General features: G+C 58.6%; 14 protein-coding genes and 2 pseudogenes. 8 read left to right on the top strand and 8 right to left on the bottom strand.

What is annotated here, in order from left to right; translation table 11 throughout:
* Positions 1 to 122: 122 nt before the first annotated feature.
* The 3 genes from VIL80_RS14140 to VIL80_RS14130 all read right to left on the bottom strand — a co-directional run bounded on the left by VIL80_RS14140 (position 123) and on the right by VIL80_RS14130 (position 2,025).
* A complete protein-coding gene (locus VIL80_RS14140) occupies positions 123 to 806 on the bottom strand; it encodes a TIGR04211 family SH3 domain-containing protein (protein WP_332036738.1) in 684 nt (227 codons plus the stop codon).
* A 98-nt stretch (positions 807 to 904) separates the two neighbouring features.
* Positions 905 to 1,204, bottom strand: coding sequence for a YciI family protein (locus VIL80_RS14135; protein ID WP_332036737.1), 300 nt, complete (start codon positions 1,202 to 1,204; stop codon positions 905 to 907).
* A gap of 56 nt (positions 1,205 to 1,260) precedes the next feature.
* Positions 1,261 to 2,025 carry a VC0807 family protein gene (locus VIL80_RS14130; protein ID WP_332036736.1) on the bottom strand — a complete coding sequence of 255 codons (765 nt, stop codon included), beginning with the start codon at positions 2,023 to 2,025 and terminating at the stop codon, positions 1,261 to 1,263.
* 310 nt (positions 2,026 to 2,335) lie between these two features.
* Here VIL80_RS14130 and VIL80_RS14125 point away from each other — a divergent pair, with 310 nt between their 5' ends.
* The 5 genes and pseudogenes from VIL80_RS14125 to rluB form a co-directional block, all read left to right on the top strand.
* Positions 2,336 to 3,247 carry a PHP domain-containing protein gene (locus tag VIL80_RS14125; RefSeq protein WP_332036735.1) on the top strand — a complete coding sequence of 304 codons (912 nt, stop codon included), beginning with the start codon at positions 2,336 to 2,338 and terminating at the stop codon, positions 3,245 to 3,247.
* A 23-nt stretch (positions 3,248 to 3,270) separates the two neighbouring features.
* Positions 3,271 to 3,894, top strand: coding sequence for an L-threonylcarbamoyladenylate synthase (locus VIL80_RS14120; protein WP_332036734.1), 624 nt, complete (start codon positions 3,271 to 3,273; stop codon positions 3,892 to 3,894).
* Positions 3,895 to 4,059: 165 nt separating this feature from the next.
* Positions 4,060 to 4,923, top strand: a pseudogene (locus VIL80_RS14115) (segregation and condensation protein A); the annotation flags it as partial.
* A 305-nt stretch (positions 4,924 to 5,228) separates the two neighbouring features.
* Entirely contained in the window at positions 5,229 to 6,191 is a 963-nt protein-coding gene (gene scpB / locus VIL80_RS14110; protein ID WP_332036733.1) for an SMC-Scp complex subunit ScpB, read from the top strand.
* A pseudogene (rluB, locus tag VIL80_RS14105) lies at positions 6,188 to 7,033 on the top strand (23S rRNA pseudouridine(2605) synthase RluB); the annotation flags it as partial. The gene scpB and the pseudogene rluB, both read left to right, overlap by 4 nt.
* Before the next feature lie 295 nt (positions 7,034 to 7,328).
* Here rluB and VIL80_RS14100 read toward each other — a convergent pair.
* From VIL80_RS14100 to VIL80_RS14090, 3 genes are all read right to left on the bottom strand, one after another.
* Positions 7,329 to 8,030, bottom strand: coding sequence for an SRPBCC family protein (locus VIL80_RS14100; RefSeq protein WP_332036732.1), 702 nt, complete (start codon positions 8,028 to 8,030; stop codon positions 7,329 to 7,331).
* Between the two features lie 198 nt (positions 8,031 to 8,228).
* Entirely contained in the window at positions 8,229 to 9,602 is a 1,374-nt protein-coding gene (locus VIL80_RS14095) for an ATP-binding protein (RefSeq protein WP_332036731.1), read from the bottom strand.
* 4 nt (positions 9,603 to 9,606) lie between these two features.
* Positions 9,607 to 10,311, bottom strand: coding sequence for a response regulator (locus tag VIL80_RS14090; protein ID WP_332036730.1), 705 nt, complete (start codon positions 10,309 to 10,311; stop codon positions 9,607 to 9,609).
* A gap of 246 nt (positions 10,312 to 10,557) precedes the next feature.
* On the opposite strand from VIL80_RS14090, the gene VIL80_RS14085 reads away from it, so the two are divergent.
* From VIL80_RS14085 to VIL80_RS14075, 3 genes are all read left to right on the top strand, one after another.
* The gene (locus tag VIL80_RS14085) at positions 10,558 to 11,052 is read left to right on the top strand and encodes a Spy/CpxP family protein refolding chaperone (RefSeq protein ID WP_332036729.1); all 495 of its coding nucleotides are present in this window, start codon (positions 10,558 to 10,560) and stop codon (positions 11,050 to 11,052) included.
* A gap of 290 nt (positions 11,053 to 11,342) precedes the next feature.
* Entirely contained in the window at positions 11,343 to 11,894 is a 552-nt protein-coding gene (locus VIL80_RS14080) for a flavodoxin (RefSeq protein WP_332036728.1), read from the top strand.
* Positions 11,895 to 11,901: 7 nt separating this feature from the next.
* Positions 11,902 to 12,279: a hypothetical protein gene (locus VIL80_RS14075; protein ID WP_332036727.1), complete on the top strand. Its 378-nt coding sequence runs from the start codon at positions 11,902 to 11,904 to the stop codon at positions 12,277 to 12,279.
* Positions 12,280 to 12,406: 127 nt separating this feature from the next.
* Here VIL80_RS14075 and VIL80_RS14070 read toward each other — a convergent pair whose 3' ends face one another.
* Entirely contained in the window at positions 12,407 to 14,392 is a 1,986-nt protein-coding gene (locus VIL80_RS14070) for an alpha/beta hydrolase family protein (protein ID WP_332036726.1), read from the bottom strand.
* 149 nt (positions 14,393 to 14,541) lie between these two features.
* Positions 14,542 to 15,142 (bottom strand): M20/M25/M40 family metallo-hydrolase (locus tag VIL80_RS14065; protein WP_332036725.1); only part of this gene is annotated, 601 nt, incomplete at its 5' end.

The raw sequence follows: 15,142 nt of genomic DNA, 5'->3' as shown, positions 1-15,142 counted from the left end.
TTTTACAGATTTTTTGAACGTGTGGCCGCCAAAACAAAAAGGCCCGGTCGCTGACCGGGCCTAGTGAGCCGGTTTTGGGATTCTAACCGCTGCTCATGGGGACGGAAACACAGGGGTGGGATTCAGTTGGCCCACTCGGAGTTCCGCTTGCGCGGGCGGAAGTGCGGCGCAATCATAGCCAGGAACGCGCCCATCAGTACCGAGAGCGCGCCGTACATATACCACTTGCGGGTTTCGCTGCTGGCCAGGCGCTGGATTTCCGCCTTGTCCATGGTCTGCTGCTGCTTCAGCAGTTCGTGCTGATTGAGCAGCTTCTGGTGCCGCTGGTTGAGGGCCACGGCGTCTGCGGACAGGGATTTCAGCTCTTTCAGTTCCCGCGCCAGGGTGTCGGCACGCTCCTGAGTAGCTTGCAGATCGGTGGTCAATTTGTTGTTGGCATCTTCCAGGCGGCGCACTTCGCCACCTAGATCGCCCTGCAGGCTCTCGACATGTTGCAGACGAGCTTCCGCCTGGGCCAATTTGATTTTCGCCACCGGTTCGCTCTCGAGATACTGGCGACGCACCCAGCCTTCTTCTCCGCCGGGCGTGCGCACCCTGGCCCAACCGGTATCTGGAGAGTCTTCCAGCAGGGTCAGCTTGGTGCCGCTCGGCAGTCCGCTGTGCAGAATGCGGAATTCATTGCCCTGACCCGAGCGCATGGGTACGTGCAGTTCGTCAGTGATGTAGCGGTCGGAACTGATGGCTTGGGTGTGACTGGCGCCGAGCGCGATCAGGGCCGCGGCGAAGGTGTTGCAGAGTTTGTTCATGGTCTGGGATAAATCGGTACGGATAATAGTTATCGTGTCGGTAAATCGGTAGGCAATTGGCGGTAGTACCGCATCACCTTTGGTTCAACGCTTTTGGCTCAGGGCAAAACCAGTTTGTAGGGTTTGACCGTAACCGCGGCGTAAACGCCTGCCGCCACATAGGGGTCGGCGTCCGCCCACGCTTTGGCGTCCTCCAGTGACGCGAAATCCGCCACTACCAGACTGCCGGTAAACCCCGCCTCGCCGGGGTCTTCACTGTCGATGGCCGGGTGTGGACCGGCGATCAGCAGGCGGCCCTGGTCCTTGAGGTCGTTCAGGCGCGCGATATGTTGCGGGCGGGCGGACTGGCGCAGGGGCAGACTGTTGTCAACGTCTTGGCTGATGATGGCATACCACATAGGCGGATTCTGTTTCCTGTGTTCTGTTTTTATGAATTCAACGATGGAAGGCGCGGTTACTGCTGCACCAGGATTTCTTCCAGTGTCAGCCCGGTCAGTTTGCCGATGCGACGAAACAGGAATACCAGCACCAGCATTAGAATGATGGTGGCGGGCAGGGCGATTACCGGAAAACTGAGGGCGGTCATTTTACCCAGTTCCTCATTGAAGGCCTCGGTGCCCGGCGGGCTTTTCAGCAGTACTTCCGCGAGGATGTAATTCAGTGCCGAAGACAGGAAAAAAGACCCGGAAATCATCCATGATGCCTGCAGCAGGGTGCGATCAAACGCGGTTTCGGTGCCGCGGGCTGCGAGGCTGTGGGCAATCTTGCGAGTGTCGAGAATGCGATCGTTGTAGACCAGGGTGCGCACCAGCGGCCAGCGGGTGTAGAGACTGGCGATAGTGGCGATGCCGAGCATGCCCGGAATAGCCGCTTCCTTGATGGCGATGTATTTGGCTTCGAGTTCCAGCAGGCTCATGCCACCGGTCAGCAGGATGCTGAGGATGCCGAGGGCGGAGAAAAAGTTCACCTTGCCGGAGCGCTGCAGGTCGCGCAGGCCGTAGAGCAGCGGAAATGCCAGTGCGACCACGATAGCCCACTTGGTGCCGAGCCAGTTGTCCCCGGACAGTTTGGTCAGGATCACCGTGGGAATAAGGATGTTGAGCAGCAGATTGGCCAGCAGGCTCTCTTTCTGCGGGCTGGTCTCTGTGTTGTCGGTGCCTGCCGCGACCACCGGAGTCTGCTCCGACTGGCTGGTATGGCTTTGCTTGGTATCAGTCATTGTCTGTTCCGGTGATAATGCCCGCTGGCTGACGGTACAGCTGTCAGTGGCGATAGTGGTTCCCCGTTCGCGGGGCGTTATCCCTGAAACCGGTGAGCCGGTCCGGTGCGCAACAATAGCCTGTCGAAATCGTAATATCGAACCTACGACAGCGGTTTTTCACGACAGTTCCCACTAGATTATCGCCGGGTGCTGTCTTGGCAAAACAGGGCCGGAAACAGGGGAAATGTTCCACTTAATACGCACTTTCCAGAACGCGGTTTTCGAATCTTCGGGCAACCAACAATGAATTCTGAGTATGGACTCTGAAATGGCGCACTCGCGACTCCAGCTGACCGATGAGACAGTAACTGGTCAGGTAGACCTGCACTGCCACAGCACCGCGTCTGACGGTATTTTAAGCCCTGAAGCGCTGGTGTCGAGGGCGAAATCTGCAGGTGTGACGCTGTTGGCGCTCACCGATCACGACACCGTTGCGGGCTTCGCGGAAGCGCAGGTCGCCGCAGAGAAAGAGGGTGTAACCCTGCTGCCGGGTATCGAACTCACCGCCTGCTGGGGGCGGCGTGTGGTGCACATCGTCGGGCTCAATATAGATCCAGCGTCCGCCGCCATCGAAGATGCCATTGAGGAGCGCGACAGGTTGCGCCATGCGCGCGCTATGGAGATCGCCGCGCGGATGGAAAAGCGCGGCTTTGCCGGTGCCTTGGAAGGAGCCAGACAGCACGCGGGAGACGGCGTTATCGGTCGCCCCCATTTTGCGCGCTGGCTGGTGGAGGCCGGGCATTTGCCGGATGAAGCCAAGGCGTTCAAGCGCTATCTCGGTGCCGGCAAGATCGGCGATGTGACAGTAGCCTGGCCAGATATGGCCGACACCGTCGCCAGTATCCACGCCGCCGGCGGTGCCGCGGTGCTGGCTCACCCCCTCAAGTACGGTCTCACCCGTATCCGCTTGCAGTCCCTACTAAGCGAATTCCAGGATGTGGGCGGCGATGCGGTGGAAGTAGTGTGCGGACAGCAGAACCCGGTGCAGACACGGGAAATCCTCGCGCTGCTGGAGCGGGTCGGCGAGGCCCGGGATCCCGGTGGGCAACTGTTGGCCTCCCTCGGCAGCGACTTTCACCAGCCGGACCAGCCCTGGCGTGCACTGGGTTGCGTGCGCCTGCCGGCGGGCGTCGAGCCGGTGTGGAATCTGTGGCAAACTGGCGCCACACAAGATCAATGAATTTTCTGTCTCAGGGGGTAGGAATGGCGCAGTTTTTCCAGATTCATCCGGATAATCCGCAGGCGCGTCTGATCAATCAGGCTGCGGAAATCGTTTCTTCGGGCGGTGTGATCGTTTTTCCTACGGACTCCGCGTACGCCATCGGCTGTCGCCTGGGGGAAAAAGTGGCCGTGGAGCGCATTCGCGCCCTGCGTCAGCTGGACAAAGACCACAACTTTACGCTGATGTGCCGGGACCTGTCGGAGCTTGCCAATTACGCCAAGGTGGACAACCAGATGTTCCGCCTGTTGAAGAACCACACCCCGGGCCCCTACACCTTTATCATGCCCGCCACCTCGGAAGTGCCGCGGCGCCTGGCGCACGCCAAGCGCAAGACCATCGGCCTGCGGGTGCCGGACAACGCCATCGTGCAGGCGCTGATCAGTGCCATCGGCGAGCCACTGATGAGCTGTAGCCTGATCATGCCCGGCGACGACCAGCCGCTCACCGACCCCTACGATATCCGCGACACCCTGGAGCATCAGGTTGAGCTGGTTATCGACGGCGGCTTCTGTGGCCTTGAGGCCACCACGGTGGTGGACCTGACCGGCGACGAGCCGGTACTGGTGCGTCAGGGCTGTGGTGCAATTGATGAAATTCTCGGCTGACGCTGATGTATAATCGCCCGTTTGGTTTTGGCTTAGGACTGCAGTGTGTCCAGTGACGACATAGAAGAAACGATCGCTGTCGCGACCGGCGAAGTCGATGCGGAGAAATCTGCAGCGGCTGTGGCCGTTTCGGACGCAGCGCCTGCGGTGAACGTTACCTACACGGTGGAACTGCTCGACGAGGAGCCCGCGGCTGCCGGAGATGCGGATGAGCCGGTTGCTGGCGCCGAGGCGGCTGCCGGCCCCCGCCAGGGTGAGATGCCCTTTGCCATGGTCGCGGGCAAGGCGTTTACCGACCTGCCCAGTGACCTGTATATCCCGCCGGACGCGCTCGAGGTCATTCTAGAAGCCTTTGAGGGCCCACTGGACCTGCTGTTGTACCTGATCCGCCGCCAGAATCTCGACATCCTCGAGATCAACGTGGCGGACATCACCCGCCAGTACATGTCCTACGTGGAGATGATGACCTCCATGCGCTTTGAGCTCGCGGCGGAATATCTGGTGATGGCCGCCATGCTGGCGGAGATCAAGTCGCGCATGTTGCTGCCGCGCCCGCCGGAAGCGGAGGAAGAGGAGGGGGAAGACCCCCGTGCCGCGCTGATTCGCCGCCTGCAGGAGTACGAGCGCTTCAAGACCGCAGCGGAGGACATGGACGAGCTGCCGCGTATGGGCCGCGATATCCATCAGGCCAGCGCCACCGGTCCGGATCGCAAGCTCACCCGACCGGAGCCGGAAGTGGACCTGAAAGAGGTGCTGCTGGCCCTGTCCGATGTGCTGCGCCGCGCCGACATGTTCGAAAGCCACCAGGTGGAGCGGGAAAAACTCTCCACCCGGGAGCGTATGACTCAGGTTCTGGACAAGATCCGCCACCGTCAGTTTGTGCCTTTCGTCGCCCTGTTTCGCGCCGAAGAGGGCCGTCTGGGCGTGGTGGTGACGTTCCTGGCGGTGATGGAGCTGGTGAAAGAATCCCTGGTGGAGCTGGTGCAGAACGAGGCCTTCGGGGCCATTCATGTGCGCTCCCGTGGTGAGGTCCAGCGGCCATCCGACGACGGTGATATTACCGACGACCGTGAATTTGCCGACGACGGTGACTTTACGGACGATGCAAGCCTCGTCGATGAGGGTGCCTTTGAAAGCAGCGACCCTGTTGATGTCGAAGGCGATCTCGAAGACGAAGAAGGCGGTGAATTGCCGGTGATAAGTGGCGCCGATGCCTTCGAGCCCCCGGAGGGCAGTGCTGAGGCAACACCACAAGAAACCACTGAATACGAAACTGAAGAAGAGGCGGCGCCAACGCCGTCGCTGTTTAGCTGATAGCGAGTGAACACCAGACCATGAGCATTGCCCCGGAATTACTCTGCCGGATCGTGGAAGGCGCGCTGCTGGCGGCGGCCCAGCCGCTGTCGGAAGATCGTCTGCTCGCGCTGTTCGAGGAAGAGGAACAGCCAGAACGCGCACAGCTGCGCGAAGTGCTGGAGCAGATTGGCCAGAACTGTGAAGGGCGCGGCTTCGAACTGCGTCAGGTCGCCAGTGGCTGGCGTTTCCAGGTGCCGGAAGATCTGGCGCCCTGGGTCAACAAACTGTGGGAGGAAAAGCCGCAGAGGTATTCCCGTGCGACCCTGGAGACCCTGGCCATCATCGCTTATCGCCAGCCGATTACCCGTGGGGATATCGAGGAAATCCGCGGCGTTGCGGTCAGCTCCCAGATCGTACGCAGCCTCGCCGATCGCGGCTGGATCAAGGTGGTGGGGCAGCGAGACGTGCCCGGCAAACCGTCGCTCTACGCCACCACCCGCGAATTCCTGGACTATTTCAACCTGAAGAGTCTGGATGACCTGCCCACCCTGGCGGAAATTCGCGATATCGAAAGCCTGACCGCGGCCTTGGATCTTGGTATCGAACCGACCGGTAGTCACAACGATGAGGCGGAAGCCGCGTCTGCTGAGGACGGCGCTCCGGTAGACGTGGATGCGCTGGCCGCAAGCGAAAGTGAGCTGGAAACTGAAAGTGAGCCGGAAACGGGATCAGAAAAGGAACCACTAGATACAGAACTGGCAGAGACTGAAATAGAAGCAGAGGTCGATACAGCGGCGGAAAGCTACGCTGAAGAAACTGAAGCCCCGGAAACTGTGGATAGCGCAGAAGACGCTGAACCGCAAAGCGATTGGGGTGATATCGACCCGGAGACCGGTGCTGCGGCGCCGGCAACCCCCGACCATCCAGAGCCAGAAGCGCTGCCAGAGCCTGAAGCGCTGGATGAAGAAGACAACAAATCCCCGGAAAATCTCAATTCATGAGTCAAGACGCAGCGCCAGCGGGCGAAAAACTGCAAAAAGTACTGGCCCGGGCGGGCCTCGGTTCGCGCCGTGAAATGGAGCGGGCCATCGAAGCAGGTCGAGTCACCGTCAATGGTGAAGTGGCCGGGCTGGGCGAGCGGGTAACCGACGACGATCGCGTAGAGTTCGACGGCAAACGTATTGCAGGTGGTGACGAAAACCGCCTGCGGGTCATCCTTTACAACAAACCCATTGGTGAAATCTGTTCCCGTCACGACCCGGAAGGTCGCCCCACTGTGTACGACCGCCTGCCGCGGCTCGGCAGTGGGCGCTGGATTTCTGTCGGCCGACTGGACTTCAACACCAGTGGCCTGCTGCTGTTTACTAACAGCGGTGAACTGGCCAACAAATTGATGCACCCGTCTTCGGTGATCGACCGCGAGTACCTGGTACGTATCCAGGGCCAGGTGGACGACGAGATGAAGAGACGCTTGGTGAAAGGAGTGATGCTGGACGACGGTGAGGCCCGTTTCACGGATATCGTGGAGAGTGGTGGCGAAGGCAGCAACCGCTGGTTCTACTGCGTGGTGATGGAGGGGCGCAACCGCGAGGTGCGCCGCCTGTGGGAGTCCCAGGGGGTGCGCGTAAGCCGCCTGAAACGCGTGCGCTATGGCAGCGTGTTCATTCCCTCCCACGTGCGTGTGGGCCAGTGGATCGAAATGGAACCGAAGGAAATCGACGATCTGTGCATCACTGCCGGATTGCCGAAGCTGGGCCAGCGTCCGCTGACCCAGGCGGAAAAAGAGAACCTGCAGCGCCAGCGGCGCAAACTGCGCAAGGCGCCGACTGCCGCGCCCAGCCGTGCACCGCTGAAGCCCGCAGCCGCTGCCGGGGCGGCGGGCAAAAGTGTAGCGGCGAAAAGTCCGGCAAAAGGCGCAACGGCAAAAGGTGCTGCGCACAAGGGCGCTCCGGTTAAAAAAGGGCCCGCAAAAGGTGGCACACCAGCGAAAAATGGCAGTACCCGTAGCTCCAGCGGGCGCTCGCGCCAGGGACCGGGATCGCGCAAGTAAGCGGCGTGAAGCCACTTCCGGAAAACAGAAAAGGCAGCTTCGGCTGCCTTTTCTGTTTAGGGTGTTTATTGCGGGTCTGTTTCGGCGCTCAGGGCAGCTCTTCTTTCTCGAACTCTTCCAGTGCATCCCCGTCCGTATCCGGCTCCTCGATCTCATCCTCCTCGAGGATCTCGTTTTCCATTCCCGGATCTATCTCCTCAGGCTCGATGGCGCTGGGGCCCGCTGGTACCGCCTCTTCGCTGGTGGGGGAGGTTGAGTCTGCCGGCTCGTCTTGCGATTCCACCACAGTCTTTAACTTCTGCAGCCCTTCTTCGTAGGACTTGCCCACCATTTTTTCCACCAGCAGCCCCATCCAGCGGGCGACGGGACTGCCGCCCATTTCAGAGGAAAAGGACCAGGTCACGTTGGTGCCACTGCCCTGGGATTGCAGCTTGAACTCGGATTTCGCCTTGCCCTGGGCGCCGAAGTCCAGATCCATGGCGATGTGGGAGTAGGGTTCGCTGGCGGTGATGGTCTGGGAACCAGTGCCCACACTGGGGTCATCGCTGTGCCACTTCATCACCGCGCCATTGCCCTCGGGGAAGCCCTCGTACGTGTACTCGGCCTGAGGGTCTAACTGGTACCAGGGGGACCACTGGTTGAAGTTGCGGAAGTTGTTCAGATGAGGGAAGACCACTTGCGGTGGCTCGGCGATATATACGCTGCGCTCAGTGGTGGCGACCCGCGGAAACAGAAAGCCGGCGAGTACCAGCAGCGCAAGAAAAACCAGAATGTACAGTAACCAGCGCATGGCGCATTTTCCCCTTTGCAATGACCCGTTTGTGTCGGTTTGCCTGCGACGGGGCCAGGTCGATACCTTGGCATGTGGGCAGGCGGGCCGGAACTGTGCGGGCAGCTCCGGCGCCGGGTTTTACATCGCTATCGAGTGTACTTGTTGGCATGTTGGTTCGCCAGCAGAGTACATAGTGGAAAAAAAAGTCCGACAAGCTCAGAAACTGGTATCCAGCAATGGCAGGGTGACACATACCGTAAGGCCGGCATTGGCGGCATTGAACGCGCGGATGCTGCCGTTGTGCTGTGCCATGGTGCGCTGGGCGATGGCGAGGCCGAGTCCGAAGCCGCCGCTTTCGCGACTTCGCGCCTCGTCGGTGCGGTAAAAGGGACGGAAAATCGCTTCGAGCTCTGTCTCCGGCACACCGTTACCGCTGTCGGTAACCTGTACCTCGCAACGCTCACCCTGCCGGCTCACGGCGACCGCTATGTGTCCGGCCACCGGACTGTACTTGATCGCGTTGCGCAGGATATTTTCCAGTGCCGCGGTGAGCGAACTGCCGCGGGTGGCTACCAACAGCTCATGGTCGTCGCTGTGTACATTGAAGCGCACCTGCTTTTGCGCGGCCTCGTCCTTCAGGTCGTCGGTCAGCGCGGTAAGTAGGCCATTGATCTCCACTACATCGTCCAGCGCGCGCCCATCGCTACCGCTTACCGGAAGCGACAATATGTCGCCAATGATGTCTTCGAGGTAATCCGCGGCCTTGCCGATCTTGTCCAGCTCGGGATCGAGCGCCTGTACATTCTTTTGTCGAGCAATACCGAGTGCCACCTGCAGTCGCGCCAGCGGTGAGCGCAGTTCGTGGGACACATCCTTGATCAGGCGGCGCTGTTCCGCCATGGATTCCTGCAGCTGCGCGGTCATTGAGTCGAAGTCCGCAGCCAGCTCGCCCAGTTCACGGCTGTGGCCGCCGATAGTAGGGGATATCCGGTAGCTGAGGTCACCTGCGGCCACCCGCCTGGTTGCGGTGCGCAGATTGTCCAGTGGCTTGCTCAGGTAGCGGGCGAGCAGGTAACAGGCGAGGCCGGAAGCCAGAGTGGTGAGTACCAGAATGGGCCAGAAGCTGCGCAGGATAAAGCGCAGCAGCAGTTCGCTCTTGCTCTTGCCGGCAATAAACACCACCCGCAGGTTCTCGCCACCGCGCAGTGGTACAAAAAAACCGATGCTGGGTTTTTTATCTACCATCCCGGGCGTTTCGCGGTTGCGGAAGTTGAGGGATGCGAACATGGGCGCCATGGCCTGGGGGATAGGGCGCCCGAGTATCTCCATGCCATAACTGTCTATGGCGTAGATGCGCTGCTGCACCTTTTCCGGCTGGCGCTCCAGCCAGTGGGTGAAGTGATCGGAACCGCTGCGACGGGCGATACGCAGGTTGTGGCTAATCTCGCCGAACAACTCCGGCCCTTCCCAGCGATCTTTTTTGCTGGGATCACCAAATTCCCTGATATGAGTGATGTACACCGCGGCCAGCACCATCACCACCGCAGTGAGCCAGGCGCCCAGGAAAACCCTCCCGAAAAGACTGCTCATGGGGTCAGCCCTGAGCGCTGGTGAGCATATATCCGGCGCCGCGGATATTGATGATCAGTTCGCGGCTGGCTCCCTGTTCTGCCAGCTTCTTGCGAATGTTGCTGACGTGCACGTCGATGGAGCGATCATAGGGCATGAGTTTGCGCCCGAGTGCCTGCTCCGTCAGTACTTCCTTGCTGACCACCTCTCCGGCGTGCTCTACCAATACCTTCAATACGGAAAATTCCGCCCCGGTCAAATTTACGCCCTGGTTTCCCCAGAAACACTGGTATTCCCGGGGCAGCAGACGCAGCTGGCCGCTGCTGAGGGTGTCTTCTGTTGCGCCCTTCTCGGTGCGACCGCGACGCAGTATCGCCCGCAGCCGCGCCGCCAGTTCCCGCGGGTTACAGGGCTTGGGAAGATAATCGTCGGCGCCCATTTCCAGGCCGACGATTCGGTCAACCGTGTCGCCCTTGGCTGTCAGCATCACTACCGGCAGCGAGTGCCCGGGGTTGGCGGCGTCCTCCCGCAGCTTGCGCAGTACATCAAAGCCGTTGTGGATTGGCAGCATCACGTCCAGGACCAGAGCGTCGAACGGCTGGCTGCGAGCGAGCTCCAGGCCGCGGCCGCCGTCGTTGGCGACGGTTACGTCAAAACCCTCACCGCGCAGGAATTCCTCCAGCAGTTCGGTGAGTTCGGTATCGTCGTCGACCAGCAGGATATGGCTCATGGGGCCTCCGTCATCCATTCGTAGCGTTCGGTGTGATGGGATTATATGCGCATGGCGAGCGAGCAAAGGGGGAAGGTTTTGCGTGTTTTACCGTTCTTAACAAATGTTTACCGCACTTAGCCCCTATTTACAGTGCACGAGCCTACTATGCACCTACCGAATCGGAAAACACAGATAGCAACTTACAGGCAGACACAGCGATCGCCTGGCGCTAAACCCACAAAGCATCACTAGAGGATGAATGTTATGAACAAATGGAAAGCACTTGCAGGCAGCCTGATCATCGGCAGCGCGCTCGCCACCTCCGGTATGGTCATGGCCTTTGCCGACGGCGACCACGGTCCTCGCGGGCATCACATGGGCGGTTTTGACAAAGAGCGTATGTATGAGCACCTGGCGGATGAGCTGGATCTCACCGAAGGTCAGCTGGCCCAGCTGAAAGCCAATCGCGAGGCCGAGAAGGAGACCCGCAAGGCGGATCGCCAGGCGATGCGTGAAGTGCACCAGCAGCTGCGTGAAGCCATTGAGTCCGGTGCCGATCAGGCGACCCTGGACAGCTTGGGCACAAAGCTCGGTCAGCTCGAAGTGAAAAAAATGCAGCGTATGCACGAGCAGCGCCTGCAGTTTGAATCGATCCTTACACCGGAACAGAAAACCAAGCTGGAAGAGCTCAAGGCCAAGCGCGAAGCGCGTCACGAGAAGCGCATGCAGCGCTGGAAGGACAAGCAGAGCGCAGAGTGATCGCGTCTATCCGGTCAGTACCCGGTGCTGACCGCTCGTCCCCCTCTCTGGTCCGCATTCCTTGGCCTGCCGGTGGCTAACCCGAGCCTTACCCCAACGACCGGCTGACCATCCCTTAATGCCCCTGTATCTACAGGGGCTTTTTTATCTGTGCCGGGATATCTGCGACTTGCGCATTCCGCGCCTTGCTGTACATGCCTATTGTTGGGAAAATGCCCGCCCCCGGGCCACCTCCGGACCCGTTTTAGAGAGCTCCGGAGCAGAAACCCCCGGGCAGTTGAGGAGAAAGTGTGAGCAAGATCGGTCTGTTTTACGGAAGTGACGAAGGCAACACCGAAGGCATTGCCCACCGCATCGTTGCCCGCCTGGGCGAGGATCGGGTAGACCTGCACGATATCGCCGATGTAACCCAGCTCGAAATTGAGGGCTACGATCAGCTGATTTTCGGTATTCCCACCTGGGATTTCGGCCAGATCCAGTCCGACTGGGAAGACTTCTGGGAAGACATCAAGGAAATCGACTTCACTGGTAAAACCGTGGCGCTGTACGGTCTCGGTGATCAGTTCGGCTACGGCGATTACTTCCTCGATGCCATGGGTATGCTGCACGATGTTATCGTCGCCAGCGGTGCCACGATCGTCGGTCACTGGCCCACCTCGGGTTACGAATTTGAGGCTTCCAAGGCCCAGGTGCCGGGGCAGAATATTTTTGTCGGCCTCGCCATCGACGAGGACCAGCAGGAAGAACTGACCTGTGCGCGCCTCAACGACTGGTGCGAGCAGATTGCCGAAGAGTTCGGACTCGAAGGCGGCGCGAGCAGTGTTGCGGTGATTGAGGATTGATGGCGCCATGACCCGTCCCAATACGCTTTCATTACAGGATTTCTGGACCTGGCTAACGGAGCACTGCAACTGCATCCTGCGCGCGGGCACGCCGGATTCGATCCTCTATGACGATGACGATTTTTTCTGGCGCTTCACCCACGAAAATCCCAACACGCTGCTGGTGCAGCTGGTAAAGGGCAAGCGTCTGGTCGGTGAAGTGTTCGTCGAACCCGATTTGGTCAGCTCTGTGCGAATTACGCCGGGCGATAAAGAGGAAGTGATCTTCGACCTGATGGCTGAGGCGGATGGCGAAGAACAGGTGCTGTACTATTTTGTGATGGCGCACGGCTACGACGTGCACGAGCCACCCTCCACGACAACACGTCACGGCAGGCTGCACTGATTCTGCACCGGGTTACATGGCAATAAAAAACGCGGCTCGAAGCCGCGTTTTTTATTGCTGGTTTGATCCCTTCCTCGGTCGAGCCTCGGCGTTCGTGATGCCAGCAAACACTTAAAAGGATTAAGGATTAATGATTAAGGGTTGTTGGCTCGCTCTTGGCCGCGCCTGCACCAATGTGAGTATCGAGATAGTCCAGGAGCTGGGCGTAAAGTAGACGACGATTTTCGATGTTGTGAAAAACGTGCCCTTCATGATCTAAAATCAGTGATTGAGCGGGTTTGCCATTTTTTTTCAGCTCTCCCAGTATTGTCTCGGCGTGTACTACGGGTGCCGATTCGTCCTCTCGCCCATGGATGATAAACATAGGTAAATCCAATTGATCGTAAAGTTGAAGTGGGGAGTTGGCCCGCATCTCTTCTTTGTCCAGATCAATTGAGGGGCTCAAATAGTTTGTGCCTTGCCCCCCGTGGTGAACATGGCCCCCTGGGTACAGGAGTTCCAGATCATATACGCCCCCATAGACCGCTGCACACTTGTAAAGATCCGGATTGCGGATGGGATTCATCAGTGCCGAATAGCCGCCAAAGCTAGCGCCGTAGATACACACGCGGTCAGCATCGGCATATCCCTGATCTATGGCCCATTGCACCCCCTCAGCGATATCTCGCTGGACATTGTCGCCCCATTGGTTTTTTCCGGCATCGTAAAAGCGATCGCCGTAACCGGTGGATCCGCGGAAATTTACCTGTAGAACCAGGTATCCGTTCTGCGAAAGGATCTGCGCTTCGGTGGAGTAGCCCCAGAAATCCCGCGCTTGGGGGGCGCTGTGAGGTATGACTACCATCGGCAACTTACCGGTTTTTTCGGTGCCTTTGGGGAAGGTGAGGTAAGTGCTGATGCGCAGTCCATCTGAAGATACGAAGTGCCCTGCATGCATAGGATTTAGATCATCGGGTTGCAACCAATCTGCGGACGAAAGCAGGAAATCGACTTTCTTCGTTTCCAAATCCACCAGGAAAAAGTCACCAGGCATGCGGTCACCGGAAACTTCTAGTAAGCCTTTCTTTCCGTCTCTACTGAAACTGGTGAAGTGGATGTTGGAGCCCTCGAATGCTTTTTTCATGCCACGATACAGCGGTGCAAATCCATCACCTTCGTCAAAAAATTCCACCGTGGGGTAATCTGGATTTAAATGAACCCCGATTGGTTTGCTGGTTCGTGGATGTTTAATGACACTGCTGATGTCCACGATGTCGTTCTGTATTATTTTTTCTAGCTTCTGGTTTTTCGAGTCCCAGCTGATCAGAGTTTGAGTCTGGTCTGGCGTGTTTAAAACCAGATAGGAAAGTTTGCGATCATGGTCGTAGCCCACCGGTGTAGCATTGCGCAGAATCGGGTGGGTGACTTGCTCCCAGCCTCTGTCCGTCTTGGTATAGAGTTCATAATCGTTGTTGCGATTAGTGCCATTGGCAAATATCAGTTCACCGCGCTCATCGGTATATGCGCGCCCGCCGGGTACTGGCAAATCCGAAATTGATTGGCGAACTCCGGTATATATGTTCACGCGATATACATCGCCTCGGGATGCCCGATCCCGTGCCCACGTATAAGTGGAAATCAAAATTTCTTTTTCATTGTCTACTAGTGGATCAATGATTTCGGCGTGGACATATCCAGCCCGCCTTTTGATTCGCGTGCCTAGCTGCATTCCGCCGGAAAAAGCGAGGATATTCTCGCCCTTCGAGCCATCGGCGTTGACAGCGAACCATGATCCATAATTAACAGGTGCGTCGGCTGCCACTTGGCTGTTGATTGTACTTACAATAACTCGTTCGTCATTGGCCCAAAAAAATCCACCGACTTCTTCTTTCCCGCGGAGGCGCAGCGAGCCTGTAACTTTTAGTGGGGAAATACTCATGAATACCAGTACGCGCTCTCCTTCATGCATACGCAGAACTGCGATGTGCGACCCATTGGGGGAAAGCTTCACCTGATGCACCTCTGGGGGGCGAATCAAGTCATCTAACGGTAGTGGTGCGGCATAAGACGGCAGAATCAGAGCTGTCGGGATGAGTAGGATTAAACGGGCTAAAAATTGGGTTGCCAAACGCATAAAAACTCCATGTTCTGCGATTTATTCCTTTCTGGAGGCGAGGTACTGCGAGTCCGCGTAGGCGTAAGGGGAAGCCCCCGCCGGCCCTTTATCTATTGAAGTTGAGGTAGATCGGCGAGGGTGTGATGTGCATCACATATCTGAGAAATTTACTTTGCTAGCAGAGCGGTAAGGATTTCCCGGTACATATCTTTCACCAGATCCAAATCCTCGGCTTTCACGCACTCATCCACCTTGTGGATGGTAGCGTTTACCGGGCCGAGCTCCACGACTTGGGCGCCGGTGGGTGCGATAAAGCGACCGTCGGAGGTGCCGCCGGCGGTGGAGAGTTCGGTTTCGCGGCCGGTAATCTTGCGGATCGCGGCCTGGGCGGACTCTACCAGCGGGCCTTCTGCGGTAAGGAAAGGCTGGCCGGAAAGATTGAAGTCGGCTTCGTACTTGAGTCCGTGCTTGTCAAAAATGGCGCGCGCGCGGCGCTCCAGATCTTCGGCGGTGGTCTCGGTGGAGAAGCGCCAGTTGCACACGACTTTCACGTCCCCGGGAATCACATTGGTGGCACCGGTGCCGCCGTTGATATTGGAAACCTGGAAGCTGGTGGCCGGGAAAAAGTCGTTGCCCTGATCCCATTCTTCCGCCGCCAGTTCCGCGAGCGCCGGCGCAAGTTTGTGTACCGGGTTTTCCGCCAGGTGCGGGTAGGCCACATGGCCCTGAATTCCGAACACGGTGAGTTCCAGGCCGAGGGAACCGCGG

Origin of the sequence: Microbulbifer sp., assembly GCF_036563125.1 — a bacterium.
In the GTDB taxonomy this organism is placed as follows: domain Bacteria; phylum Pseudomonadota; class Gammaproteobacteria; order Pseudomonadales; family Cellvibrionaceae; genus Microbulbifer.
Note: the sequence above shows the minus strand (reverse complement) of the source record. Positions and strands in the feature narration are given on the sequence as shown.